25 protein-coding genes are annotated in these 25,371 nt (G+C 43.6%); 14 read left to right on the forward strand and 11 right to left on the reverse strand.

Annotated elements, in window-relative coordinates; all coding sequences use genetic code 11:
* Positions 1-46: 46 nt before the first annotated feature.
* From jag to rpmH, 5 genes are read right to left on the reverse strand one after another with little or no spacing between them, the layout of a single operon-like run.
* Positions 47-853, reverse strand: a complete 807-nt coding sequence (jag, locus tag NE619_RS11905) for an RNA-binding cell elongation regulator Jag/EloR (RefSeq protein WP_256132646.1) — start codon at positions 851-853, stop codon at positions 47-49.
* Positions 854-890: 37 nt separating this feature from the next.
* Positions 891-1,598 (reverse strand): YidC/Oxa1 family membrane protein insertase, encoded by a 708-nt coding sequence (locus NE619_RS11910; RefSeq protein ID WP_256132647.1) that lies wholly within the window; start codon positions 1,596-1,598, stop codon positions 891-893.
* 12 nt (positions 1,599-1,610) lie between these two features.
* Positions 1,611-1,820 carry a membrane protein insertion efficiency factor YidD gene (gene yidD / locus NE619_RS11915; protein WP_256132648.1) on the reverse strand — a complete coding sequence of 70 codons (210 nt, stop codon included), beginning with the start codon at positions 1,818-1,820 and terminating at the stop codon, positions 1,611-1,613.
* Positions 1,821-1,832: 12 nt separating this feature from the next.
* Positions 1,833-2,171, reverse strand: a complete 339-nt coding sequence (rnpA, locus tag NE619_RS11920) for a ribonuclease P protein component (RefSeq protein ID WP_256132649.1) — start codon at positions 2,169-2,171, stop codon at positions 1,833-1,835.
* Between the two features lie 52 nt (positions 2,172-2,223).
* Positions 2,224-2,358: a 50S ribosomal protein L34 gene (rpmH, locus tag NE619_RS11925; protein ID WP_256132650.1), complete on the reverse strand. Its 135-nt coding sequence runs from the start codon at positions 2,356-2,358 to the stop codon at positions 2,224-2,226.
* Between the two features lie 341 nt (positions 2,359-2,699).
* Here rpmH and dnaA point away from each other — a divergent pair, with 341 nt between their 5' ends.
* From dnaA to NE619_RS11975, 10 genes are all read left to right on the forward strand, one after another.
* Positions 2,700-4,052 carry a chromosomal replication initiator protein DnaA gene (dnaA, locus tag NE619_RS11930; protein WP_330640734.1) on the forward strand — a complete coding sequence of 451 codons (1,353 nt, stop codon included), beginning with the start codon at positions 2,700-2,702 and terminating at the stop codon, positions 4,050-4,052.
* Between the two features lie 190 nt (positions 4,053-4,242).
* A complete protein-coding gene (gene dnaN / locus NE619_RS11935; RefSeq protein ID WP_256132651.1) occupies positions 4,243-5,361 on the forward strand; it encodes a DNA polymerase III subunit beta in 1,119 nt (372 codons plus the stop codon).
* A gap of 2 nt (positions 5,362-5,363) precedes the next feature.
* Entirely contained in the window at positions 5,364-6,446 is a 1,083-nt protein-coding gene (recF, locus tag NE619_RS11940; RefSeq protein WP_256132652.1) for a DNA replication/repair protein RecF, read from the forward strand.
* 204 nt (positions 6,447-6,650) lie between these two features.
* Positions 6,651-8,570, forward strand: a complete 1,920-nt coding sequence (gene gyrB / locus NE619_RS11945) for a DNA topoisomerase (ATP-hydrolyzing) subunit B (protein ID WP_256132653.1) — start codon at positions 6,651-6,653, stop codon at positions 8,568-8,570.
* Between the two features lie 17 nt (positions 8,571-8,587).
* A complete protein-coding gene (gene gyrA / locus NE619_RS11950) occupies positions 8,588-11,098 on the forward strand; it encodes a DNA gyrase subunit A (protein WP_256132654.1) in 2,511 nt (836 codons plus the stop codon).
* Between the two features lie 10 nt (positions 11,099-11,108).
* The gene (locus tag NE619_RS11955; RefSeq protein WP_256132655.1) at positions 11,109-11,513 is read left to right on the forward strand and encodes an ATP-binding protein; all 405 of its coding nucleotides are present in this window, start codon (positions 11,109-11,111) and stop codon (positions 11,511-11,513) included.
* Positions 11,507-12,241 (forward strand): SigB/SigF/SigG family RNA polymerase sigma factor, encoded by a 735-nt coding sequence (locus NE619_RS11960; RefSeq protein ID WP_256132656.1) that lies wholly within the window; start codon positions 11,507-11,509, stop codon positions 12,239-12,241. The genes NE619_RS11955 and NE619_RS11960 overlap by 7 nt, the downstream gene beginning before the upstream one ends.
* Before the next feature lie 15 nt (positions 12,242-12,256).
* Positions 12,257-13,237, forward strand: a complete 981-nt coding sequence (gene trpS / locus NE619_RS11965) for a tryptophan--tRNA ligase (protein WP_256132657.1) — start codon at positions 12,257-12,259, stop codon at positions 13,235-13,237.
* 98 nt (positions 13,238-13,335) lie between these two features.
* Positions 13,336-13,989, forward strand: a complete 654-nt coding sequence (locus tag NE619_RS11970; protein WP_256132658.1) for a zinc ribbon domain-containing protein — start codon at positions 13,336-13,338, stop codon at positions 13,987-13,989.
* Between the two features lie 34 nt (positions 13,990-14,023).
* Complete coding sequence (locus NE619_RS11975; RefSeq protein WP_256132659.1) at positions 14,024-14,533, forward strand: zinc ribbon domain-containing protein; 510 nt, start codon at positions 14,024-14,026, stop codon at positions 14,531-14,533.
* A 73-nt stretch (positions 14,534-14,606) separates the two neighbouring features.
* On the opposite strand, the gene NE619_RS11980 is transcribed toward NE619_RS11975, so the two are convergent.
* Positions 14,607-15,356, reverse strand: coding sequence for a lysophospholipid acyltransferase family protein (locus NE619_RS11980; RefSeq protein WP_256132660.1), 750 nt, complete (start codon positions 15,354-15,356; stop codon positions 14,607-14,609).
* A 94-nt stretch (positions 15,357-15,450) separates the two neighbouring features.
* On the opposite strand from NE619_RS11980, the gene NE619_RS11985 reads away from it, so the two are divergent.
* Positions 15,451-16,086: a phosphatase PAP2 family protein gene (locus NE619_RS11985; RefSeq protein WP_256132661.1), complete on the forward strand. Its 636-nt coding sequence runs from the start codon at positions 15,451-15,453 to the stop codon at positions 16,084-16,086.
* A 30-nt stretch (positions 16,087-16,116) separates the two neighbouring features.
* On the opposite strand, the gene NE619_RS11990 is transcribed toward NE619_RS11985, so the two are convergent.
* Complete coding sequence (locus tag NE619_RS11990; RefSeq protein WP_256132662.1) at positions 16,117-16,665, reverse strand: ferredoxin domain-containing protein; 549 nt, start codon at positions 16,663-16,665, stop codon at positions 16,117-16,119.
* An 11-nt stretch (positions 16,666-16,676) separates the two neighbouring features.
* Complete coding sequence (locus NE619_RS11995) at positions 16,677-17,153, reverse strand: shikimate kinase (protein ID WP_256132663.1); 477 nt, start codon at positions 17,151-17,153, stop codon at positions 16,677-16,679.
* Between the two features lie 165 nt (positions 17,154-17,318).
* Here NE619_RS11995 and NE619_RS12000 point away from each other — a divergent pair, with 165 nt between their 5' ends.
* Both NE619_RS12000 and NE619_RS12005 read left to right on the forward strand, forming a co-directional pair.
* Positions 17,319-18,239, forward strand: a complete 921-nt coding sequence (locus tag NE619_RS12000) for a nucleotidyltransferase family protein (RefSeq protein ID WP_256132664.1) — start codon at positions 17,319-17,321, stop codon at positions 18,237-18,239.
* Between the two features lie 128 nt (positions 18,240-18,367).
* Positions 18,368-19,843: an ATP-binding protein gene (locus NE619_RS12005; protein ID WP_256132665.1), complete on the forward strand. Its 1,476-nt coding sequence runs from the start codon at positions 18,368-18,370 to the stop codon at positions 19,841-19,843.
* Between the two features lie 612 nt (positions 19,844-20,455).
* Here the strand turns inward: NE619_RS12005 and NE619_RS12010 are convergent.
* The 3 genes from NE619_RS12010 to NE619_RS12020 all read right to left on the reverse strand — a co-directional run bounded on the left by NE619_RS12010 (position 20,456) and on the right by NE619_RS12020 (position 24,454).
* A complete protein-coding gene (locus tag NE619_RS12010) occupies positions 20,456-22,648 on the reverse strand; it encodes a M28 family peptidase (RefSeq protein WP_256132666.1) in 2,193 nt (730 codons plus the stop codon).
* A gap of 76 nt (positions 22,649-22,724) precedes the next feature.
* A complete protein-coding gene (locus NE619_RS12015; RefSeq protein WP_256132667.1) occupies positions 22,725-23,717 on the reverse strand; it encodes a response regulator transcription factor in 993 nt (330 codons plus the stop codon).
* Positions 23,718-23,740: 23 nt separating this feature from the next.
* Positions 23,741-24,454 carry a glucosaminidase domain-containing protein gene (locus NE619_RS12020; protein ID WP_256132668.1) on the reverse strand — a complete coding sequence of 238 codons (714 nt, stop codon included), beginning with the start codon at positions 24,452-24,454 and terminating at the stop codon, positions 23,741-23,743.
* 202 nt (positions 24,455-24,656) lie between these two features.
* Here NE619_RS12020 and NE619_RS12025 point away from each other — a divergent pair, with 202 nt between their 5' ends.
* On the forward strand, positions 24,657-25,259 hold the full coding sequence (locus tag NE619_RS12025) for a DUF5105 domain-containing protein (RefSeq protein ID WP_256132669.1): 603 nt from the start codon (positions 24,657-24,659) through the stop codon (positions 25,257-25,259).
* Positions 25,260-25,371 lie beyond the last annotated feature (112 nt).

A 25,371-nucleotide genomic window follows, 5' to 3' on the forward strand; every position in this document is an offset into this window, starting at 1 on the left:
TGTCCTTTCAAAGAAAAGACCCGCAAATAGCGGGTCACTTTTATCTTTATTTTGTCAGCTCAATGATAACCCTTCTGTATGGTTCTTCACCTTCACTTTTGGTTGTTACATTTGGGTTGCTCTGAAGTGTCGCATGAATCACTTTTCTTTCATACGGATTCATAGGTTCCAGTCTTACACTCTTCTTGGTTCTTACTACCTTTTCCGCAAGTCTGTTGGCAAGCTGCTCCAGAGTCTTTTCTCTCTTAGCTCTGTAATTCTCCGCATCTACAACGACCCGGACATACTTTTCATTTTCCTTGTTTACCACAAGGCTGGTCAGATATTGGATAGCATCCAGAGTCTGTCCTCTTTTTCCGATGACGGTCCCTGAATCCTTGCCTTTAATATCCACATAGATACTGTTATCGCCTGTCTTTGCTGTGATATCCAAAGTCAGTCCCATCTTTTCTGTCGTTTCTTTCAGAAAGTCAAGAGCAGGATGTGACTCTACCACATTGAGGCTTTCCTCCGGCTCTCTTGGAATAACAGATCTTTTCTTTTCTCTTTTTCTTTTTTCTTTTTTCTTTCTCTGTTCCGGTTTTTTCTCCGTTTTGATCTCAACTTCTTCTGCTGTCTGTTTTTCCGGTTCTTTTATATGTTCTTTTATATGTTCAGGTTCCGGCTCCGGAACTGCTTCTTCCTTCTTAGGTTCTACTCTTACTTTGGCAAGCTTTGATCCGATTCCGAAAAAACCCTTGGAGGGCTCCTCCAAAACAGTTACTTCGACTTCGTCTCTTTCAAGCTTCAAATCGATCAGGGCCAGCTTGACTGCTTCTTCAACGTCCGTGCCCCATTTTTCTGAAAAATTCATAATTATTTTTCCTCCATTATATAACGAAAGGACCGGGTTATTTTTTCTTTTTCTTCTTCGCTTCTTCCTTCATCTTCTTCCTTACTGTCTTCAGATGTAAATTGAAGAAGATCTGCATAACCTGTCCTAAAGCCCAATATACCGCAAGTCCGGACGGAAAAGATCTGCCCATCCATACGATCATAATCGGAAAGACGTATTTCATCATCTTCATCATTCCGTTCATCTGAGCTGCCGCTCCGGCATCATCGGTCTGCTGCTGGTTTAATGAAAAAGCGATAAACGTCGCTATACCCGCCAAAATCGGTAAAATCCATTTATCAGGCTGACTCAGGTCCATGATCCACAGGAACTTTTCATGTACCGCGAACAGCATACTGTCATCGCTCATATAAGCCATTGGATTTCTAAGCAAAGCAAAGAGACCCATAATGATCGGCATCTGGATAAGCATAGGAAGACATCCGCCCATAGGGTTGAACTTCTCTTCCTTGTACAGCTCCGCCATCTTTATATTCAAAGTTTCCTTATCATTAGCGTACTTTCTCTGCAGAGCCGCCATTTTCGGCTGTATTTCTGACATTCTGGCTGTCGATTTGGTCTGCTTTATATAGAGTGGATAGAGACAAAGTTTTACGATAATCGTGAAAACAATGATTGTAATTCCGTAATTGTCTATAAATCCATACAAAAAACTAAGTAACCAGCCAAGAGGTTTTGCTATTACTCCTAATATTGTGTACATTCATTTCCTCCACTATTTTAAAGGATCATAACCTCCCGGATGAAAGGGATGACACTTTAAAATCCTTTTGATTCCAAGATAACTGCCTTTGAAAAATCCGTACTTTTCCAATGCCTGAATAAAATAGGTGGAACACGTTGGGTAAAATCTGCAAGTAGGTGGAAATAAAGGGGATATAAATTTCTGATAGCCCTTTATTAAGAGAATCAATATTTTTCTCAAAGCATCACCTTCTTATTTTTTCAAAATACCTGCTCTCTTGGTTGCGGCTTCAATCGATTTTTTCACATCCGCATATTTCGAATTGATAATTGTTTTTCTCGCTATAAAGATAATGTCATATCCCACAGCGAATTTTTCATTGATGTTTCTGTAACTCTCTTTCATAAGCCGTCTGGCTCTGTTTCTAGTTACACTGTTTCCTACTTTTTTGCTTGCTAAAAAAGCGATTCTGTTATAGGGGAGATTATTTTTCCTGTAAAACACAACAACAAAACGATCTCCCACAGATTTTCCCTTTTTATAGATGGAAGAAAAATCGCCGTTTCTTCTCAGTATTTCTTTTTTTAGCATAGCTTTTCTTTCTTGCGTGCCATTAAGAACAAAAAGACCACGATTGCGGTCTCTATGCTGATAACACTTTTCTTCCTCTTGCTCTTCTTCTCTTTAAAACATTTCTACCGTTTTTCGTCTTCATTCTTTTTCTAAAGCCGTGTTCTTTTTTTCTCTGCCTTCTCTTAGGCTGATAAGTCATTTTCATTTTCAAAACACCTCCTTACTATTTGGTAATTCCATATGTTGGATAAACAATTTAAAGCATGTACATATGCCCTACTATTATACCTTTGAGCCACCTCCATGTCAATTATTTTATCGCTGTTTCAATCGGTTCTGGTCTATATTTTTGGACAAAAATCAATATCTAGTTGCATCTGTTAAAACTTTGCACAATTTTGTCCACAACTAGTGGATAACTTTCAAGAATTTTATTTTTTCAACAAAAAAGATTTTACATTTGCCTGTGGATAACTTTTTTGTTATGATAGTCCTATCACAAAAATGAGAGATTAAAACAGATAAAAGAAAAGGGTAAGTATCGTAATGAAAGATATGAACGCAATTTGGGAAGAAATATTAAATCTATTTGAACAAGAGCTTACCGGCGTCAGCTACAGAACATGGTTTCTGCCCCTGATACCGAAAGAAATCAACGAAGAACTAAAAATATTTTATATGGAAACGCCCGATGAATTTTCTCAGAGAGTCCTGGAAACCAGATATATGGAGAATCTCCAGAGAAAAGTGGAAACTGTTCTAAAGGAACCGTATCGAGTGATTGTCCAGCTGAAAGCGGAAGAGAACGAAGAAACCATCGAAGAAAAAAAGATAAAAGAAAATCCGAAAAAAATACTCAAGGACGAATTTTACTTTAATCCAAGATACAATTTCGAAAACTTTGTGGTGGGCAACAACAATAAATACGCTCACGCAGCGGCCCTGGCTGTTGCCGACGCTCCTTCCATGGCTTACAATCCCCTTTTCATTTATGGAGGTTCCGGTCTTGGAAAGACCCATCTGATGCACGCCATCGGCCACTACATAATGGAAAATCATCCCGATAAAAAAGTCCTCTATGTTTCATCTGAAATGTTTACCAACGAACTGATTAAATCATTGGAAGACAGAAAACGGATTCGCGCCTTTAAACAAAAATACAGGAACATCGATGTTTTGCTCATCGACGACATCCAGTTCATCGAAGGCAAAGAAGCGACTCAGGAAGAATTTTTCCATACATTTAATACGCTTTACGATTTAAACAAGCAGATTATCATATCCAGCGACCGGGCTCCCAACAAGCTGGTCAACCTGGAAGATCGGCTCACATCCAGATTTCAATGGAACATGATCGCTGATATTCAGCCGCCGGACTATGAGACGAGAGTTGCGATCCTCCGAAAAAAAGCGGAACTGGAAAACGTGGAGCTGGACGACGATTTGTTTGAGGTAATCGGATTGATCGCGGAAAAGATCAAATTCAACATCCGCGAACTTGAAGGCGCTTTTACCCGAATCACCAGCTTTTCAACGCTTTTAAATGAAAAGATAACCGTGAAGTTTGCCAGAAACATCTTAAAAGATATTTTATCGGCTAGCGATTTTAACATTTCCTGCGAATCCATAAAGAAAACGGTCTGCAAGAAATTCAATATCAAAATAGCAGATATTGAGTCTGCCAAAAGGACCAGGAATCTGGCATATCCAAGACAGATCGCCATGTATCTTTGCAGAGAACTGACCGATACATCCCTGCCGAAGGTCGGTGAAGCCTTCGGAGGAAGAGACCATACCACCGTACTTCACGCTTACGACAAAATTTCCGCAGAACTGAAAACCAATCAATCCACGGTCGATATCATCGACGAGCTGAAAGACGAATTAAACGGAAAATAAAAGAAAAAGATATGCACATACCTCGTGCACAAAAAAAACAGGTTACGAACAATTTTTGAAGAACAAATTTCGTTCAAAAATAAAAGAGCAAGAGGGTTATCAACAATATCAACACCCCCTATTACTACTATTACTAAAAATATATATAAAAAGAATAACAGTCTTTTTGATCATTTTGGAGGTAACAAATATGAAATTTACATGCAGCCAGCAATCTCTGTCAAAAGCTTTAAATACAGTTTCAAAGGCAGTGACTTCGAGAACGACGATTCCAATACTGAAGGGAATCCTCTTAAAAGCATCGGCGGATGGCACTCTTACGCTGTCAGCTTCCGATTTGGATCTGAGTATCGAAAAAAAGATCTCTGTCAACGTAGAAGAAGAAGGATCCATCGTTGTGCTTTCCAAGCTCTTCAGCGATATTATCCGTAAACTGCCAAACGAAGATATCCTCATAGAGGAAAAAGAAAACAACAACGTGCTGATAAAAACATCTTCTTCAGAATTTACCATAGTTGGACTGGCAGCGGATGAGTTTCCCAATATCAGTGAGCTGGAAAACCAGTCGGGAACATTGTCCTTTGACAGAGAGATATTCAAAGAGATGGTAAGGAAAACCTCTTTTGCCGCAAGTATTGATGAATCCAAAGGAATTATTGTCGGCGCTCTTCTGGAAATCGAACCGGACACGGTGAATATGGTAGCTTTGGACGGTTTCCGCATGGCGGTAGCAAGAGAAACCATGAAAAACGACAAAAGTACGAAGATCGTAGTGGCGGCAAAGATACTCAATGAAATAAATAAGATCGTCTCCGAATCCGAAGAAGAAGGAGATATTCAGATTATACTCAGCGATAAGAAAGCTGTGATCCTGATTGAAAATACAAAGATCGTCATCCGGCTTCTGGAAGGTGAATTTATCAAGTATAAGGACATTATTCCCACTCAGAATCAGACAAAGGTGGAAGTGGGCAGAGATGTTCTTTTGGAAAGTATTGAAAGAGCTTCCCTTCTGGCCAAGGAAGGAAAAAACAATCTGATTAAATTAACCATAAAAAATAATCTTATGACGATTACTTCCAGATCCGAAGAGGGAAACGTAAAAGAAGAGATCATCATGGAAAAAACAGGTGAAGATCTGGAGATAGGATTCAACTCCAAATACGTGATCGATGTTTTAAAAGCTGTCAGCGACGAGCAGGTTCTCATGGAATTCAACACCAGCACCACACCATGCCTGGTGAAACCGATAATCGGCAACAGCTTCGAATATCTGATCCTCCCTGTAAGAATCGCCTCCAACTATTAATCATGTATATCAAAGAAATACAGCTCAAAGATTTTCGCAATTATAAAGAGCTGAACGTGCAGTTTCATAAAAACGTAAACATTTTCCTTGGGCAGAATGCCCAGGGAAAAACCAATTTATTGGAGAGTATTTATATCACTTCCATGGGAAAATCCTTCCGCACCAGCAAAGACCGGGAAATGATCCGCTTTGGGGAGGATTTTTTCAGAGTTAAGATAAAAGCCTTCAAAGACGATGACCTGGTCGTAGAGATCGCGGTCAACCAGGAAGGAAAAAAAGGAATCAAGGTAGACGGCGTCAAGGCTAGAAAGCTTTCACAGCTTTTGGAACAGATCTACATCGTTATTTTTTCTCCGGAAGACCTGCGGATCGTAAAGGACGAGCCTGAAAAAAGACGCAAATTCATAGATCGGGAGCTCTGTCAGATAAAGCCTTCGTACTACAGCAATTTGAACCGTTACAGAAAAGCTCTGCTTCAGAGAAACGCTTATCTGAAAGAACCCCGCATTGATGAAGGTATTTTGGATATCTGGGACAGCGAGCTGGCCGAATACGGGAGCAGGATCATTGTTCAAAGAGACGCTTTCGTAAAGAAACTCAGTCAAATGAGCAGCCAGATACATAAGGCCATTACCAACCAAAAGGAAGAGCTGGAAATTTTCTACGAACCCAGTATAGAGCTGTGCGGGGATCAAAAAAATAAATTTTATGAAATGCTCCAAAAATGCAGAGAGAGGGATATCAGGAACCGCACCACAGGTAAAGGTCCTCATAAAGATGATTTGCTGCTTAAAGCCAATGGGGTCGATATAAGAAATTTCGGCTCCCAGGGGCAGCAGAGGACCGCGGCGCTTTCTCTCAAACTATCCGAAATCAGGCTGATTAAGGAAGAGACAGGGGAAAATCCGGTTTTGCTTTTGGATGACGTACTTTCCGAGCTGGACCAGGAGCGGCAGAATTTTTTAATCCGCTCCCTGAGCGACACGCAGATTTTCATAACAACTACGGAAATTTCTCAGCAGGCCATAGAATCTCTGGGAGAAATACGCTATTTCAATATTGAAAACGGAAAAATTATTTCGTAAAAAGAGTTCCTATAGAATTTTAATACCCTGAGAAGCGCTAAATTAGCCATATAACCCTGTGAAACAAGAAAATAATAAAAAAAGACCAAAACGCACTTAAACTTGTAATAGGTGCGTTTTTGTTGTATAATATCATATCTGTGAAGTTTACAGATTCTCATAGCAGGATCATTATAAATCAAAGATAAAGAGGTGAAGCAATTAATGAGCGCAGATGTAAAGCAGCAGCAATATAATGCTGAACAGATTCAAGTGCTTGAAGGATTAGAGCCGGTCCGCAAAAGACCGGGAATGTATATAGGGAGTACAGGGGAAAGAGGCCTGCACCATCTGGTTTACGAGGTAGTAGACAACAGTGTGGACGAAGCGCTGGCCGGTTACTGCAGCACGATCAATGTGACCATACAGAAAGACAATTCGATTATGGTAGAAGACGACGGCCGTGGAATGCCGGTAGACAAGCATCCAAAGCTGGGGATTCCAGCTGTGGAAGTAATTCACACCGTACTCCATGCCGGCGGTAAGTTCGGCGGCGGCGGATACAAAGTGTCCGGCGGTCTTCATGGTGTTGGCGCATCGGTTGTAAACGCCCTTTCCACCAATATGGAAGTGGAAATTCGCAGAAACGGTAAGATATACAAGCAGACCTATGAAAAAGGAAAAACCACATCTCCTCTTACAGAGATCGGAAATGCCAGAAAGACAGGTTCAAAGACGACTTTTTGGCCGGATCCTGAGATCTTTGATGAGGTGGAATTTGATTACGGGACCTTGGAACACCGTCTCAGAGAAATGGCCTTTCTCAATAAGGGAATTAAAATAACCCTGAAGGATGAAAGAGCCGGTCAGAAAAAAGAAGAGGTCTTTCATTACGAAGGCGGTATTCGTGAATTTGTAAAGCATCAGAATCAGAATAAAGAAGCGCTTCACCAGGATATTATTTATTTTGAAGTTCAGAAAAAGGACATGGAAGTGGAAATCGCTATGCAGTACACAGATCGGTATAACGAGCTGATACTTTCCTATGCCAATAACATAAATACAACAGAGGGCGGCGCCCATATGGTGGGCTTTAAGACTTCTCTCACCAGAGTTTTCAACGATTACGCGAGAAAAAACAAGTTCCTCAAAGAAAACGACGATTCACTTTCAGGCGAAGACGTGCGGGAAGGATTGACGGCCATTATCTCCGTAAAGCTGACAAATCCGCAGTTTGAAGGGCAGACAAAAACGAAGCTGGGAAACAGTGAGATGAGGGGATTTGTCGAAAGTTCCACCAATGAGAACCTTACTGCATTTTTGGAAGAAAATCCGGCTCAGGCGAGAATTATTCTGGATAAATGCCTGCGGGCCGCAAGAGCGAGGGAAGCCGCAAGAAAAGCCAGGGAACTGACTAGAAGAAAAGGCGTTCTCGATGGGATATCTCTTCCGGGAAAACTGGCTGATTGTTCGGAAAAAGATCCCAGCGTATCGGAAATTTTCCTTGTCGAGGGAGATTCCGCCGGCGGTACGGCGATCAACGGCCGTGACAGAAAGAGACAGGCCATCCTTCCGCTGAGAGGTAAGATCCTCAACGTTGAAAAAGCAAGGCTGGATAAGATTTTAAATTCCGATGAAATCAAAAATATGATAACAGCTTTCGGCTGCGGAATCGGAGATGATTTTAACATTGAAAAACTCAGATATCATAAGATTATCATCATGACCGATGCCGATGTGGACGGCGCCCATATCAGGACGCTGCTTTTGACATTCTTCTATCGGTATATGACGCCGCTCATTGAAGGCGGTTATGTTTATGCTGCGCAGCCTCCTCTCTTCCAGGTGAAAAAGGGAAAAGAAGTTCATTATACCTATTCGGACGCAGAACAGGAAAAGCTCCTGGCTTCCATTGCTGAAAAACCAGGAAAGGCAGAAATTCAGAGATACAAAGGTCTTGGTGAAATGGATGAAAACCAGCTCTGGGATACGACCATGAACTTTGAGACCAGAACACTGGTGCAGATTACACTGGATGACGTGGCAGCGGCCGATGATATCTTTACGACGCTGATGGGTGACAAGGTTCCGCCGAGAAGAAAGTTTATCGAGGAACACGCAACCTACGCAAATCTGGATATTTAGAATACAGGGGGTAACAAGTGGCAAATTTAATCGAGGATCAAAAGCTGATCCAACATGAAATATACAAGGAAATGAAAGACTCCTACATCGATTACGCCATGAGTGTAATCGTTGGCAGAGCGCTTCCCGATGTACGGGACGGACTGAAGCCCGTACACAGAAGAATTTTGTACGGAATGAGCGGACTGGGCGTTACGCCGGACAAGCCATATAAGAAATCGGCTCGTATCGTCGGCGAAGTAATGGGTAAATATCACCCTCACGGCGACAGTTCCATTTACGATGCCATGGTAAGACTGGCACAGCCGTTTTCCACAAGATACATGCTGGTAGACGGGCACGGAAACTTTGGTTCCGTGGACGGACACGGCGCTGCGGCTATGCGTTATACGGAAGCCAGAATGACGCCATTTGCCCTGCAGATGCTGCGGGACATTGAAAAAGAAACCGTTGATTTTATGCCAAACTTTGACGAGGAAGAACAGGAACCTACCGTACTTCCTTCCAGAATTCCCAATCTTCTGGTAAATGGCAGCAACGGTATTGCCGTAGGTATGGCTACTTCCATTCCTCCCCACAATCTGGGAGAGGTTATTGATGCTGCCGTAAAAATGATTGAAGATAAGGACTGCACCATAGATGATCTGATTCAGATTGTAAAAGGTCCTGATTTCCCGACCGGCGCTATGATTATGGGCAAAAACAACATCAAAAATGCCTACCGCACCGGGCAGGGAAAGGTAATTGTCCGTTCAAAGACAGAAATTGAGGAGACTACCAGAGGCAGATCTCAGATTATCGTTACGGAGATTCCTTATCAGGTTAACAAGGCCAGACTGATTGAAAAGATTGCCGAGCTGGTTAAAGATAAGCGGGTTGACGGCATCTCCGATATCCGGGATGAATCCTCCAGCCGGGAAGGCATGAGAATTGTAATTGAGCTGAAAAAGGACGCCAATCCACAGATCACGCTCAACCGACTATTCAAACATACTCAGCTGCAGGAAAGCTATAGTATGATTATGATTGCCCTTGTGAGGGGCGAACCGAAAATCCTCAATCTTTATGAGATTCTGGATGAATATTTAAAGCATCAGTTCGATGTCGTAACCAGAAGAACAAAATATGACCTCAAAAAAGCGGAAGCAAGAGCGCATATCTTAGAAGGTTTGCGTATTGCCCTTGATAATATCGATGAGATCATTCGGATTATCCGTTCCAGCTACAACGATGCCAGAGAAAAACTGATGGAACGGTTCGGACTTTCTGAAATACAGGCTCAGGCAATTCTCGATATGAGACTTGCCCGTCTGCAGGGTTTGGAACGGGAAAAAATTGAAGACGAATACGCGGAATTGCAAAAACGCATTTCTTATTACAAAGAGCTTTTATCCGATGACGATAAGATGATGGGTGTTATTCGCGATGAGCTTATTGAGATAAGAGAAAAGTACAGCGATAAAAGAAGAACAAAGATCATGGCAAATGCTACGGAGATCGATGAGGAAGACCTGATTCAGGAAAAACAGGTAGCCGTTACCCTGACTCATATGGGATATCTCAAGCGGATTCCTGCAGATACCTATAAGACCCAGAGAAGAGGCGGAAAAGGAATCACAGGCCTGACTACCCGGGAAAACGATTTTGTAAAGAATTTGATTATGACATCGACCCACGATTATCTTATGTTCTTTACAAACACCGGAAAAGCGCATAAGATAAAGGCATACGAGATTCCGGAGGCTACGAGAACCGCCAAAGGAACGCCTGCGGTTAACTTCCTCAATCTCATGCAGAGAGAGAGAATCACCGCTGTAATTCCGATTCAGGAATTCTCAGAAGACAAATTCCTGATCGCTGTGACAAAGCACGGTACTATCAAAAAGACAGCGCTGGCCAATTTCGATACCAACAGAAAAACAGGTCTGATAGCCATCAATCTAAAAGAAGGCGATCAGCTTGTGGATATCAAGCAGACGACGGGAACGGATAATGTTATCATTGTTACGAAGCACGGAAAATGTATCTGCTTCTCCGAGGATGACGTGAGAGCTATGGGCAGAATCGCAGGCGGCGTTCGGGCCATCAAGCTGGAGGGCGATGATGAGGTGGTTTCCATGGAGCTGGTACAGTCAGACCAGCAGCTTTTAGTAGTAACCACCAACGGATACGGCAAGAGAACGCCTGTCAAAGATTATAAGATTCAGGTGAGAGGCGGAAAAGGCCTTCTGACCTACGATAAGGCTAAGTTCAAGAAGACCGGCGAACTGGTCGGAGCTATGGTCGTTGATGAAGATGACGAGATTCTGCTTATCAATTCCGATGGTATTGTGATTCGGATTGAAGCAAAAGAAGTTTCAGTTCTGGGCAGAGCTACGCAGGGCGTTAAGATCATGAAGGTTGAAGAAGATGCCAATATTATAGCCATGGCCAAAGTTATCAAAGAAGAAGATATCGAAGAGGAACTGGAAGAACAGAAAAATCCTAATGAAAAAGGCAGCGGCCAGATTCAGATGAAGACAGAATAGGAGAAATTAAATGGGTGATTTGTTAAAATTTTCAATACCGGGTAAACCCGAATATGTGAAAATAGCCAAGCTGGCTGTTGGGTCCGCCGCGGGAACGGCAAATTTTAATATAGAAGCCATTGAAGACATTGAGATTGCAGTGGGGGAGGCATGTAAGAACATTACATGCCACGGTTTTGATGGGTTCAGCAATTTTTATGAGGTAGAATGTCAGATTGATGAGGAAAGACTGGTTATCACAGTTTCGGACAAATCCTGTGAACACGGTCTTGAAAAGCATAAAAAGCCTTGTTTGGATTGTCCCAACGAAGGAAACCTGGGCGTATATATTATTAAATCACTGATGGATGAAGTAGAAATCGTTAAGGCAGAAGACGGAAACAACAGTATCAGAATGGTGAAGAATAAATGCTGAAGGAAGAATTGTTCAACCAGTATCAGAAGACGAAAGATTTGTCATTGAGAAATGAAATTGTGGAATCTTATCTGTACATGGTAGATATTTTGATTCGAAAATATTTGAACAAGGGCGTGGAGTACGATGATCTGTATCAGGTTGGAGCCATGGCCCTGATTTCCGCTGTGGAAAGATTCGATCCGTCCAAGGGTTATGAATTTTCCAGCTTTGCTACGCCCACCATTATTGGAGAAATAAAAAAATATTTCCGCGATAAGGAATGGAGCGTCAAGGTGCCAAGAAGGCTGAAGGAACTTTCCGGAAAGCTGCAGTCCGCGAGGGAAGAGCTTTTCAACAGTCTGCAGAGGAATCCGACGATTCCTGAATTAGCCAAATATACCGGCTATTCGGAGGAGGACGTGCTGCAGGCTATGGAGGGAAGCATGGCTTACAACGCTTATTCTCTCAACCAAACCTTTGATGACGTGGGAGAAGAAGGTGAAGGGTCGGCCCTTGAAAAATACGCAGCAATCGAGGATGCCGGGTATGACAGACTGGAATACGGAGAGATGATATCGAAGGTACTGGATGAACTCAGCGATACCAATAAATACATTTTCAAAAAAAGATTTGTAGAAGATCGGTCACAGGCGGAAATAGCAAAACGTCTGGGAGTATCTCAGATGACTATTTCCCGTGCGGAAAAAAATATAAAAGAGCGTTTTCAGCGGGAAGCGCAATGCTAGGAGGAATTGAAGAAGATGAAAAGAGTCTTTTCGGGCGTACAGCCCACAGGAAATATCCATATAGGAAACTATCTGGGAGCGCTAAAGCAATTCGTAGAGCTTCAGGAAGAAAATGAATGTATCTACTGTATCGTCGATATGCATTCAATCACGGTTCCTCAGGATCCAAAGGAACTGAGAAAAAATACCCTGGATGTAGCCGCCTTATATCTGGCGGTGGGAGTAGATCCTTCCAAGTCCATCGTATTTGTGCAGTCCGACGTACCGGGACATGCTGAGCTTTCATGGGTGCTGACCTGCAATTCCTATACCGGAGAACTTTCCAGAATGACTCAGTTTAAGGACAAGAGCAAGGGAAGAGAATCAGCCCCGACAGGACTCTTTACTTATCCGATTCTGATGGCTGCCGATATTCTTCTGTACGATACGGACATTGTTCCTGTGGGAAATGACCAGAAACAGCACATTGAGCTGTGCAGGGATATTGCCATCCGCATCAACAATAAATATAAAAAGACCTTTGTGGTTCCTGACGGAAGATTCCTTAAAGCAGGGGCCAGAATTATGGCTCTGGATGATCCTCAAAAGAAAATGAGCAAGAGCGCGGAAAACATTCACAGCAGAATTTCCCTGCTGGACGAACCTTCTAAGATAAAAAAATCGATTATGCGGGCGACCACGGATTCGGAAGGAAGCATACGCTTTGATGCTGAAAACAAGCCGGGAATCAGTAATCTGCTCAATATATACAGCGTTTTTTCCGGCAAGGAAATTGCAGATATTGAAAAGGATTATGAAGGCCGGGGATACGGAGATTTTAAAAAGGATCTTGTGGAGGTCACAATGGAGGCGCTTACTCCGATCAAAGAAAGATTCGAAGAAATACGCAATTCCGACGAGCTGATAAAAATACTGCGGGATGGAGCTGAGAAAGCCAATGCCATCGCAGAAAAGACCATGAAACGGGTAAAAGATAATTTTGGACTGGGAATTTAAATGAAAAAAGGCCGCTGACCAGGCGGCCTTTTCCATACTTGCCCTTCCTGACCAAACTTGATATAATCTATTAAAATCCAGAAAAAGGAGTGTTTACTATGGCGCTTTTAAAATGCCCGGAATGCGGCGAATATGTTTCGGAATTCGCAAATTCGTGTCCACACTGCGGATGCCCGATGTCCGATATTGCCCAGGAAAATCAAATTGATGACAGAAGTTGGGAAAATAGTAAGAAAAAAAGCAATACCAACACTCAGGTTTACAGCCAGGAGGAGTTGGAGCAGGCCCTGCAGGAAGCAAAAGCCGGTCGGAGTCAGCGGGGGCAGCAGAGAAAACCCGGACAGAAACGGGTTGTAAAAAATTCGGAAAGCACCTTTTCCGCAAAGAAAAAGCCTAAAAAGAAAAAAGAGAGTAAAAAAGGGCTGAAAATAGCTCTTATTGTGATAATCGCTATTGTTGTAATTGGAGGAGGTGTCGCATATTATTTCGCAATGGTCGGCCCTTCCAAGGCAAGCAAGGACCCGTCGGATATGACGGACCCTGCTGATATGACGACGCAGGAGACCTATCAAAATTACGAATCGACAAAACAATCCACAAAGGAGACAACAAAGGAAAAAAAGAAGAAAGAAACAAAGGCAACGGAGAAATCCACAAAATCTACGACTCAAAAACAGACAACCAAACAGCCGACAACGCAGGCGCCGACTCAGGCACCGACTGAAGCTCCGGATACGCCTGCCAATGAATAGAGGATAAGAGAATTTTTTAAAAGGGGGAATCAATATGGCATTAGTAAAATGTCCGGAATGCGGTCATCAGGTATCGGAATATGCGGATACCTGTCCACACTGCGGATGTCCGATGGATCGGGAGCTTCCGTACGAAGACGAATATGATGATGAATATGGGACTGGGAGATCCGGGCGCAGTAAGAACAAAAACAAACGCTCTTCCAGAACGACAGTTAAAAAGTCGGGCAGGGGAAAATCAGCAAGACCGGTGGTACATAAGCACGTCAATAAGAAAAAGACCAGCATTTTGCCGGCCGTTCTTTTGATTATTATTATACTGCTTTTTGCTGCGGCAGGAGCCTATTATTATTTCTTTGTCTATAAAAGCGACGACAGCCAAAAAAGCGATTCGACCGTACCGACAAAGCAGGAGCAGACCATAGAGCAAACGCAGAGACCTACGGAAAAAGAAACGCAGGCACCGACTCAGCAGCCGACAGAAAATCAAAACGATGATGAGGAAACCGACGGAAACGACGTTCCCGGAGGCGCGGACGCATAAAAGAATTGCATTAAAAAAGTTGCCGTATTTTGCGGCAACTTTTTTATTCTTAATGTTAATCTTCGTTTTTCCTTCATCTTTCACCCTGCAGCTTCTGCAGCTCTGCAATTCCATCCTTCACCGTTTTTTCAACAGCCAGGCACATTTCCTTTTCCTCTTTTCTGGAAAGTCCCTTTGTTTCCACCGGAGGATGAATCATGACATCGATTCTCGTTCCTTTCAAAATTCCGGTCTCCTCATACATTTTATAGCTTCCGGAAAGAGATACGGGAATGATAGGAACTTCTGGCTTCACCGCAAGCTTAAAGGCGCCTCTTTTAAAGTCACCGGGCTGAGGGCCTTTGCTTCTGGTTCCCTCGGGAAAGATCATCAGTGAAAACCCTTTCTTTATCAATTCTATGCCCTCATCGATAGCTTTTAATGAGGCGCGGGGGTCATCCCTTTTTATAAGAACGCTTCGTATTCTGCGAATCCATTTTCCGTATAAAGGAATATTACCCAGATCTTCCTTTGCCACAAATCCAAATTGAATCGTATTGAGCGCCGCCGCATAAGCGATAATGTCCGCATAACCTTGATGGTTACCGATATAAACAACGGGACCTTCCTGTGGAAGATTTTCTTCTCCGTGTACCACCAGCTCAGATCCGAACATCTTCAAAACATTGCGGGACCAGACTTTTTCAGCCTGAAGGATATTGTAGCACTCCCTTTCAACATCGCCCTTTGCTTTGGCATCCTCTATTTCACCTTTGTATTGGTTTAATTCCTTGAGAGTTGTACAGAGTTTAAAAAATCCCGGAATATTGCGTATTATCTTCATAAATCCCTCCTGAATCTTAGTATATCTACTATACCACAATTTTAGTGTATTTTTAATGGAAAAAGTATATAATTAAAAGAGAAAAGGGAGGACGGTGATTATTAAGATTATGTCGAAAAAACAAACGATTGTCATGCTCTCAGGGCTGGCCGGATTCATTATTATCGCCTGTTTTGTGGCGACCGGAAAAGAGCTGGCGTTTGATACGGTAATACGGGAATGGATTTATTCTCTGAGAAACGATGTTTTGACTCCAATTCTCAAGGTCATTACATATATGGGAAATTGGCAGAGCATAACGGCTCTTTGTATCCTGCTGCTGATTTTCAGGCAAACTAGATTTCGCTACGGAATACCGGTTTCCGTGGGAGCTATCACAGTTACGGCGCTCAATAAAATTATCAAAGTGATTTTTCAGAGGCCCCGTCCGGATGTGAGCCTGCATTTGATCGAGCAGGGAGGGTATTCCTTTACAAGCGGCCACTCCATAACCAGCATGGTTGTTTTCGGGATGTTGATTTATCTGGTCAGGCGATATGTGAAGGACAAGAAAAAAGCCAACCTTTTGACTGTACTGCTGGCTATTCCCTGGATCTTCATCGGATTGAGCCGTATTTATATGGGCGTGCATTTTCCAACGGATGTTTTGGGAGGCTGGTGCCTGGGTCTGGCAATTCTGATGATACTCATTTTCATGGAAGAAAAATATACAAAAAAAGAAATGCCCTGAGTAAGTTCAGGACATTTTTTTATCTTTTATTTAAACCATCACATTGTCAGGATCGCGGTCAAAATAGATGCTCTTTGAGGAAGTGGAGAGAGGAATTCCAAAGCAGACTCTGACCTTGGAAGGAAAACATCCCATCCGCAGAGCAGCTTGTCCTGCTGAAAAGAGTACTCGGTTATCAATGCGGTTGTCAGCTGCGATGGAAACAGCAGATCCCACTGCGATACCCAGATCCGTTACGTTAAAGGCGCAGTTGGCTCCGGCTTTCGCCATTTCGCCGCAGTTTTCAAACCCGCACATACCACAGTTATCCAGTCCCAGCGGATCGTTGATAACGCCGATCATAACGATACAGTGACTGTTGTCCACATTATTGGCGTCCCGGTTAAAGAAATCAGCGCCTGTCTCTTTGGCAATATCGCGCATGTGCGCGCAGAGAATATCTTTATCGTTTCCATCTAAAATAAGAGATACGACTTTATCCTCACCGCAACCCTTCGGTGCTGTCTTAGCAGCAGCAACCATTTTATCGGCTACGGCAAATGCGCTTCTCTTTTCTGCGTCTTCACTTTTATAAATCATAGAGAAACCTCCTAAGGCCTTGATATAAATTGATTATACAACGGTTTTCTCTGTTCGTAAAGAGCAAAGAACTTTTTCTTTTTTATCGAGTTATCGCTTTGACTCATAAAAGCGTAAGGAAGTCCTTTCTGCTCCTTAGCGCGTTCCCATAATTCCTCCGGCAGAGCCTGGGAATCCGCCACGAGTACCTTATTTTTTTCCAGTATTTCACGGCTCATATCATCCAGAAAAACGCCGTCGCCGCAGGATACTACAATTCCTTCCTCTTCCTGTAACTGGCAAAGCATCTCATATTCCTGATTCCGATATTCATGCTCGCCCATCATCATGCAGATTCTTTGAATGGTGCGGCCATCTTTCTTTTCAATCAGCTCATCCAGATCAAGAGCGCGATACCCTCGCTTTTCCGCTTCGGCCCTTGCCAGCCCCTTTCGGTCGCTGCCCATAAAACCGATTACAAAGATTCTCGGAGCTTTTTCCTGTTCCATCTTTTACCTCGCTTGTTTGTAATTTTAACATATTCAATTTTACGGCAACGCCGTATATAGAGAAGATTATATCTAGTATACGACAGATACGGCCTTACAGCAAGCTTGCGGGCAGGTGAAATTCATCGTATAATAGAATCATTATGAAAAAAGAGAGGGAGCATTATGAAAGAACCAACTTTAATTATAATGGCAGCAGGGATGGGTTCACGATACGGCGGGCTTAAACAGATGGATCCCATCAGCGACAAGGGTGAAATTATTCTCGACTTTTCTCTGTATGACGCGATGATGGCCGGTTTTAAAAAAGTCATCTTTGTTATTAAGGAAGAAATGGAAGCTGATTTTCGGGCTTTGATTGATGAGAGAGCGGGAAAACACATGGAAGTGCGTTATGCTTTTCAAAAGCTGGATGATATTCCGCAAGGCTACCAGGTTCCCGAAGGCCGGGAAAAACCCTGGGGTACAGCTCATGCGGTACTCAGCTGCAGACATCTGATCGACGGGCCGTTCGTAGTAATCAATGCTGATGATTATTATGGGGCCAGCGGCTTTGCAAGCATTTACGATTTTCTTGTCAATCATCAGGACGGACAGACTTATTCGTATTGCATGGTGGGCTTTAAGCTGGAAAATACCATTACGGAAAACGGACATGTTGCCCGGGGCGTATGCGATATTACGGAAGACGGAAATCTGACTCAGGTCACTGAGCGTACTAAGATCATGCGCCGCCCGGAAGGAATCTGTTACTCAGAGGATGAAGGTCAGACCTGGGTACCTCTTGCTGACGGGACAACGGTATCTATGAATTTTTGGGGATTCACCAAGAGCATGATGGAAGAGATGGAAAAAGGCTTTCCAGCCTTTTTAAATGAGACTTTGAAGGAGAATCCGCTGAAGGGAGAATATTATCTGCCGATGGTTGCGGACAGGTTGGTGAAAGAAGGAAAAGCGACAGTAAAAGTTCTTCCTTCCCAGGATAAATGGTATGGTGTTACTTACCGGGCTGACAAGGAAAATGTTGTTGCGGCGCTGCAGTCCATGAAGGATAAAGGTCTTTATCCGGACAAGCTATGGAAATAAAATAATTAATAAGAATTTGAAAAAAATAAAATTAACAAACAGAAATGTTTGTTAATTTTATTTTTTGTTGCTTTTCTTTGTTAATTTTGTTAAAATAAATTAACAAAACAACAAAGAAGGTGTTTTTTATGCAAACAACGGATTTGATAGAATTAGCAAAAATAATTCAGAAAAGGCAGGCCGAAGCGCAGGTCATTGAAGTAAAATCCGCACATGAAGGCTGCCCGAAAAAATTATATGATACCTTATCCTCCTTTTCCAACCAGGACAGCGGTGGAACGCTGGTTTTCGGTTTAAATGAAAAAAAACAGTTTGAGGCTGTGGGCGTGTACGATCTGCAGGATTTGCAGAAAAGAATTACGGAGCAGTGTAATCAGATGGAACCGCCGGTGCGGGCCGTCTTTACGATTGCGGAGTATCAGGGAGTAAATATCTGCTGTGCGGAAATCCCGGGAATTGAGCTGACAAAGAGGCCTTGTTATTATAAGGGGATCGGCAGAGTAAAGGGCTCTTATATACGAGTGGGCGATGCCGATCTGCCGATGACCGATTATGAGCTGTATGCGTATGAAGCATATCGCGCTCATCTTCATGACGATGAGAGGCAGGTAGAGCGGGCGTCCTTAAAACTGCTGAACCAGGATAAAGTCGCGGCCTACATCCATGAAAAAAAGAATGAACGACCCCAGTTTTCTCTGATGGAAAAGGAGCAGATTTATGAAATGCTTAATTTAACCAGAGAAGGTATCCCGACACTTGCGGCACTGCTGAATTTCTGCGTCTATCCCCAGGGACTTTTTCCTCAGCTGGGAATAACGGCAATTGTTGTGCCCGGCTATGAAATAGGGGACGTGGGTGAATATAATGCCAGATTTATCGACAATAAACGGATTGAGGGAACCATAGCGGAAATGGTTGAGGAAGCTATCACCTTCTGCAAACGGAACATGAAAGTAAAAACAATCATAAACCCCGATACCGGAATGAGGGACGATAAAACCGAATATCCGATCAAGGCGATCAGAGAAGCTGTTTTAAATGCGCTCATCCATCGGGATTACAGCTTTCATACGGAAGGGACACCCGTGCAGATCAATTTTTTCGCAGACCGCCTGGAAATCCACAGCCCCGGAACACTGTACGGCAGGCTGACCGTAGAGCAATTGGGTAAAGTAAAGGCAGATCTGCGGAATCCGGCTCTTGCGGTTATGACGGAAAGCATTACCGGAGCAGAAAATCGCTATTCGGGAATTCCCACGATTATACGTGAAATGAAGGAGTGGGGACTTCCGGCGCCTGTCTTTGAGAACAGGAGAAATGAGTTTGTCGTGACCCTGTACAATGGCAGCGAAAAGTCGGGAAGCATGATGGTGGCTGAGGAAGTGAAGCCTTATGATGAAGGCAAGACTCCTGAGAGCCTGCTGGAATTTTGCCGGGAACCGAAATCAAGAAATGAAATCGCGGAGTTCCTGGGGGTAAAGACCGTATTCTATGTGATGAAGCGGTATATCAAACCATTGCTGGAGAGCGGCGAATTAGCTATGACCATGCCGGAAAAACCAAAAAGCAAGCTGCAGAAATATTATACGATTTTTCCCAATTAAAAGCGGAATTGCCGCAAGGTCGAAGCCTTTTTAAGCAATATGCGTATTATGTTCAACAATGAGTGCGTTTTGCCTCGGTTGTTGAAGTATTTCCAAGGCTTGCGGCCTCTGTTCCTGTCCAAAGCTATATCTTGAGCGAAATTTTGTGCTGGCAGGGTCTATATCCTTGAAAAAAGTTCAACAAAAGCTCAGTTTTTCGCTGTGTGTTGAGAAAAATCGCAATTTGCCTTTTGGGTCGCTTTTCATATGGATCAATCCCTGCAGCGCGGCCGGTTCGATCGCGGCAATAGCACAAATTGTCATTTTTCACGGTTTCGAACTTTTGCAGACCCACAACTTTGCGTAACTTTACATTAATTTTGAGAAAAGTTACCACAACGAAGAACTTTCACTATTTGCGACCAAGGTGTGTCTTTTTGGCTAATGGTTGCGGGATTTGCCGGGAAAATTGAAGTTTGGTCGCAAACCTGCGGCCCTTCCCTGCTTCTGCCGGGCGGTGTACAAGGGGATCTTAAAAAAGTAAGTCTTCAAAAAAAGTTTACCGCCCCGGAGAAGAACTTCCGGGGCGGCATATGTACATAGGAATCTTTGATTCCGTCATGCACACGTTTTTTATTTGAGCATTTCATTCAGCTCTCCCATGGCTTTTGTCTCTGCGGCCATGGTATTTTTTAATCCATTCTGCTGCTGTTTTAGAGCTTTTCCGTAGATGGAAAGTTCCTTTTCATAAGTTGCCTTTCCGCCCTTTTCAACAGTTGCCGCTTTTTCAAGGATTGAAAGAGTGGCATCCTTAGTATCGGCCAGTTCAGAGCCTTTTCCGGTTCCCCAGAAGATATTGCCTTTATTTGTTTTTTCAAGAAGTGTGTTTTCTGATGCTTTGCAGGTTTCGGGGCTGAAATTATAATAGCCGAATTCTGCGCCGCCATTAATGTTCCAGGCGATGTCCAGAGCGCCGGACTTTTCATCCTCGTTGGAAAGATCACCTTTTTCCAGGGCTGCGGTTACGCCGGAAATCAGTTCAATGTTGGACTGATAAGCAAGATGCTTGACAACCACATCCGAAGTGAGGATGATGCCGATAAAATGATCCTGAACATATTTGAATGCTTCCAGGGTCTTCTTGTTCAGCGCTTTTCCCTCCTCGCGGATAGCCTGAAGAGTTTCTTCCGGTTCTCCGTCAGAGACAGCTTTTTCATAGCGGTCATTGATATCGGCAATTTTTTTATTCCAGCCTTCCGCAGCGTTCCGGAGATTGGAGACAGCTGTCTTATAAGCGGTGGAGTCGGCCCCGGCAGCCTTAGCCATATCTTCATTCAAGGCTTCGTCCAGATCATCGCAGGTAGCGGTCAGATCCAGAGGAAGCGCAGGCGTCTGATCCAGGTAAATAGCCAGAGAACCATAGGTATTGAGATTTGTTGTCATAACATCCTCGCTGTAAGTATCCTTATCGTCGGCTACCGTATGGTAACGCTGCTGCATCCAGCCTTTATCGCCGTCCTGTGTGCCCGGTATGTTAATAAAGTAAGGAACTCCGCTGGCACGGTAAGAAACGCCATCCTCCAGACAATTGGTATCAACGGAAGTGCTGCTGATGCCCTTTGGATAAATATCATTTGCAGGAGATGCGGCAAGCCCGGAGCTTTCCACAAAATTCTTAACAATGGAAGCGAATTCCGGTACGCAACTGATCTGACTTTCTTCCATTCCATCATAGAAAGCAGGAAGTTCAAAGTTAATCATGGCGATGGTTTTTCCGGCCCATTCAGGATGAGCGTGATTAATCATTTCCCAGGCGCCGGTGGTCCAGTCGAACTGGCTGCCCGTAGCGCCCCATTCTTCCGACCCGTGGGCTACAAAGACAATATCGTTTTCAGGCGTATACTCCGAATCCTTCATGGCCTTAGCCATACCAAGAACCAGTCCTATGGCGCAGCTGTCATCCTGGAATCCGTTGAAATATACATCATAATGGCCGGAGACAATGATCTGCTGGTCGGAGGACTTTCCTTTAATTTTTCCGATTACATTATAGCTGGTGCCCTTGTCCGGCTCCATAATATTATCTACTTTCAGCGTTGCCTGAGAGTTTCCGGATTTTATGGCCTCTGCCAGCTCTTTGTATTGATTTTTACTGATGCTGACACAGGGAATTACATCCTTTGAGCAGACATCCTGCATATTGATCATATCGTCGGAATAGGTCGCATAGCCGCCTGTGTCGTATGTAACAATGGCTGCGGCGCCATGAAGGGCGGCTTCGTTCATATATTGGTCGATCCAGGCCACATTCCATTGGTCCACACCGGCAAGCGCGATTTTACCCTTTAAATCTTTTCCTTCATAATCAGCGGCAAAACCGTTTCCAACATCGACGATTTCGGCGGTGATTCCGTTTTTATCCGTGCCGTTGGTCGCATAGGAAGCAGGCATGATATCGATTTTCGTACCTTCTACGGTTAGAGAAGCATCGTTGAACTGCCATTTATCTACTGTTACCGGTACTTTTTCCACATCTTCCAGTCCCAGACCTTCCATTTCACCGGCCAGATAATCAGCAGCCTTGTGTTCTGCGTCAGAGCCGGCGGTTCTCCATCCGAGATCATTGGAAAGATACGTTTCATCGTAGGCAAGAGTTTTCGCTATATTATAGGAATACTCATGGTCTACCTTTTCCAGATACTTTTCAACGGAGGGAGCCATAGAAAGATCTGATTTTATGCTCGATCCGCCGCCGCAGGCTGTCATGGAAAAAATGAGCGCGGCCGCTGCCGCGACACAGATTATTTTTCTTAGCCTTCGTTTCATTGTTTTGCTCTCCTTTCAAAATAAGAATAATAAAATATTTCTGACGATTCTAATTTTTACTTAAAGAGCCCCTGAATTACAATGGTCCACCTGGACCATTTTCCTGATTTACCAAATGAACGAGTTCCATTCTTGTTGAAATATCAAGCTTTTCAAATATATTGTGCATATGGCGTTTCACCGTGTACTTGGAGATAATCAGTTGATCCGCAATCTCTGGATTCGTCAGCCCTTCATAGGCCAATTCCAGAACTTCCCGCTCCCGTTCGGTCAAAGAATGGGTCTGGGCGATAAAATCCAGCCGGCTGTTTATGTCGTTTTCCGGCTCTTTTTCTTCAATATGAAAAAGGGCTGTAAAATCCTCATGCCACAGTAAAAAGATTGTTAAGAGATTGGTGATGAGAAGCAAAAGAGAAGTGGGATCGACAAAGCTCGGATACTGGGGATCCAAAGAACCGATCATAATACCAATAACCAGAAAGGCGTTCCAAAGCCCGTTTGCCATGAGAACGATGGAAATAGAAGTTACAAGCCGCCGTATCTGTTTTTGCACGATCTCGGACAAACCTTTAAAGAGGTGCCAAATCGTAATAAACGTAAGGAATACGCAGACCAGGACTTCGCTGAACAGAGAAAAGCTTCTTTGGAAGCCTGCTGAAACAAGATAATAGCCATCCATGAGAAAACCGTAGCAGATACCGGAAAAAACCAGGCAGATAACACAGAAAATCAAAGAAAACAACTTCATTTTTTCATTCTTTGTCTCCGGCAGCTGGCTTTTTTCGCGGATATAGGCAGTCCAAAAGTAAACCTGACCGATAAACGTAAAGATATCCAGAACCCTCACAAGCGCCGGGGCCGAATGGAATCCGGTTTTAAGCACGGTGTAGTCAATATAGAAATAGAGTGCGTCAATAAAGGCTGTGCAGATCATGAAATTGCGGATGGAGGCGAGAAGTCGCTTGTTTCCCGAAGACCAGTATTTTGCCAGCAGTACCACCAGAAGAATTACTAGAAAGCCGACGAATCCGGCAAAAATATATGTAAAAAAGAAAATTCCTTCGAACATGGAGTACCTGGCCTTTCTCCCTCTTATTTCATTCTACTCAGCGCTTCGCTGTGCCTTTTGCTGATTACGGCATAATATTCCTTCATGTAATTGCCCACTTTGGCATACCACTGGGGGTTAGCCGCATAACGCTTGTTGACACCTTTAACGGTGGGACTTCCTCCATAGAGGCTGGCGCCCGGTTTCAAATATTTCGTAGAAAGCCCCTTGGCGACAACGTTGATTCCCTCAGCCTTTGAAGAAAATCCGGACCGACCGTAGCCAAACATATTGTTGGGCCTGAACATCATGGTTCCCTTAGCGCTCTCAAGGGAGGCGATGGACATGAGAAAGACACAGTTTACCCCGTACTTTTCCTCCGCATCGACAAAGGCATCCTCAAGCCCCACAAGGCCAGCGCTTGTCACCAGTTTTAAATCCGCCGCCGTTACACCGCTGGGCTTGCGAAGATCCAGATTGTATATTTGATCAATCGAGTAGGCAGGTATGGACTCCTGCTTTGTCAGCCGATCAGCCGTGTAAGTGCGCAGCGCGTTGGGAATGTTCACGGTCTTTGCTTCCTTATACATGGCTTCTACTTTAGCCGCTTCGTTTCTTTCCGCTTCCTTCACCAGGTTCTGTGCGGCCCAAAGCACGCCCAAAACAGAAGCGCATATAACAATCAAAAGCAGAAGATCTATAGCAAGGAGAATCCAAAAGCTTTTCCGCGATTTTTTCTTTTTCGTAACAGCAACCATAAGCCTGTCCTTTCCTGATACTCTTCTTATTTTACTTTTTTCTAATCAAAATGTCAAAATTTGAGATGGCTTTTTATAATATAGGAAATATCTAATGCGTGGCATTTTCGTACCGGAGAAAAACGCCTGCATTGAACCGCAGGCTTTAGATATGCTATAATGAAAACATGCTGTAACACGACAGTTGATATGGAGAAATGATATGAAAAAAGCGATAGCCTTGTTGATGGCAGCCCTTATGACGTTAGGTCTGTGCGGATGCAGCCTTAAAGACTTTACGAAAACCTTGACACTCACCGAGCCGGAGGAAGTAACGGAAGCGTTTTTTAACGGGCTGAAAACAAAAAATGAAGACGCACTGATTTTATACACAGCCAATGAAGATATCAACATGCTTCTCCACAGTTCTGGGGATAAAGAGGATTTGAACCTGATCTACGATAGCTTGTTTAAAAACTTTACTTACAAAATCGGTGCTGTGAAAAAGAATAAGGATGAAACCGCGGCAACGGTGGAAGTGGAAGTCGCCAATTCGGATTTCAGCAAGGTGCTGAAAAAGTACCAGGAAAAGGCGTATTCCTATATGGAGGAAAATCTCTATTCCGGCAAGGTAAACAAGAAAAATCTCAACGCCAAATGCCTGTCCATCTTCGCTGAGCAAGTGGAAAAGGCCAGCAAGTCAGAGCCGGGACAGGCGCAGAAGCTGACGGTCAAGCTGACCAAGAACGATAACTACAGCTGGGACATGGAGCTGACGGAAGAAATGATGAAAACCATCATGGGCGGGCTGATTATTCCGTTGTAGCCGGGCAGGTTTAGGCAGGCAGATGCAAGAAAAACTTGAGATTTTTTCTTGCATTTTTTTGGGATTCGTGTATAATAGAAAGGCATTGAAATTTTTAATGCTCTCTGCGCCG

The sequence above is a fragment of the Anaerovorax odorimutans genome, from assembly GCF_024459955.1.
Lineage (GTDB): Bacteria > Bacillota > Clostridia > Peptostreptococcales > Anaerovoracaceae > Hominibacterium > Hominibacterium odorimutans_A.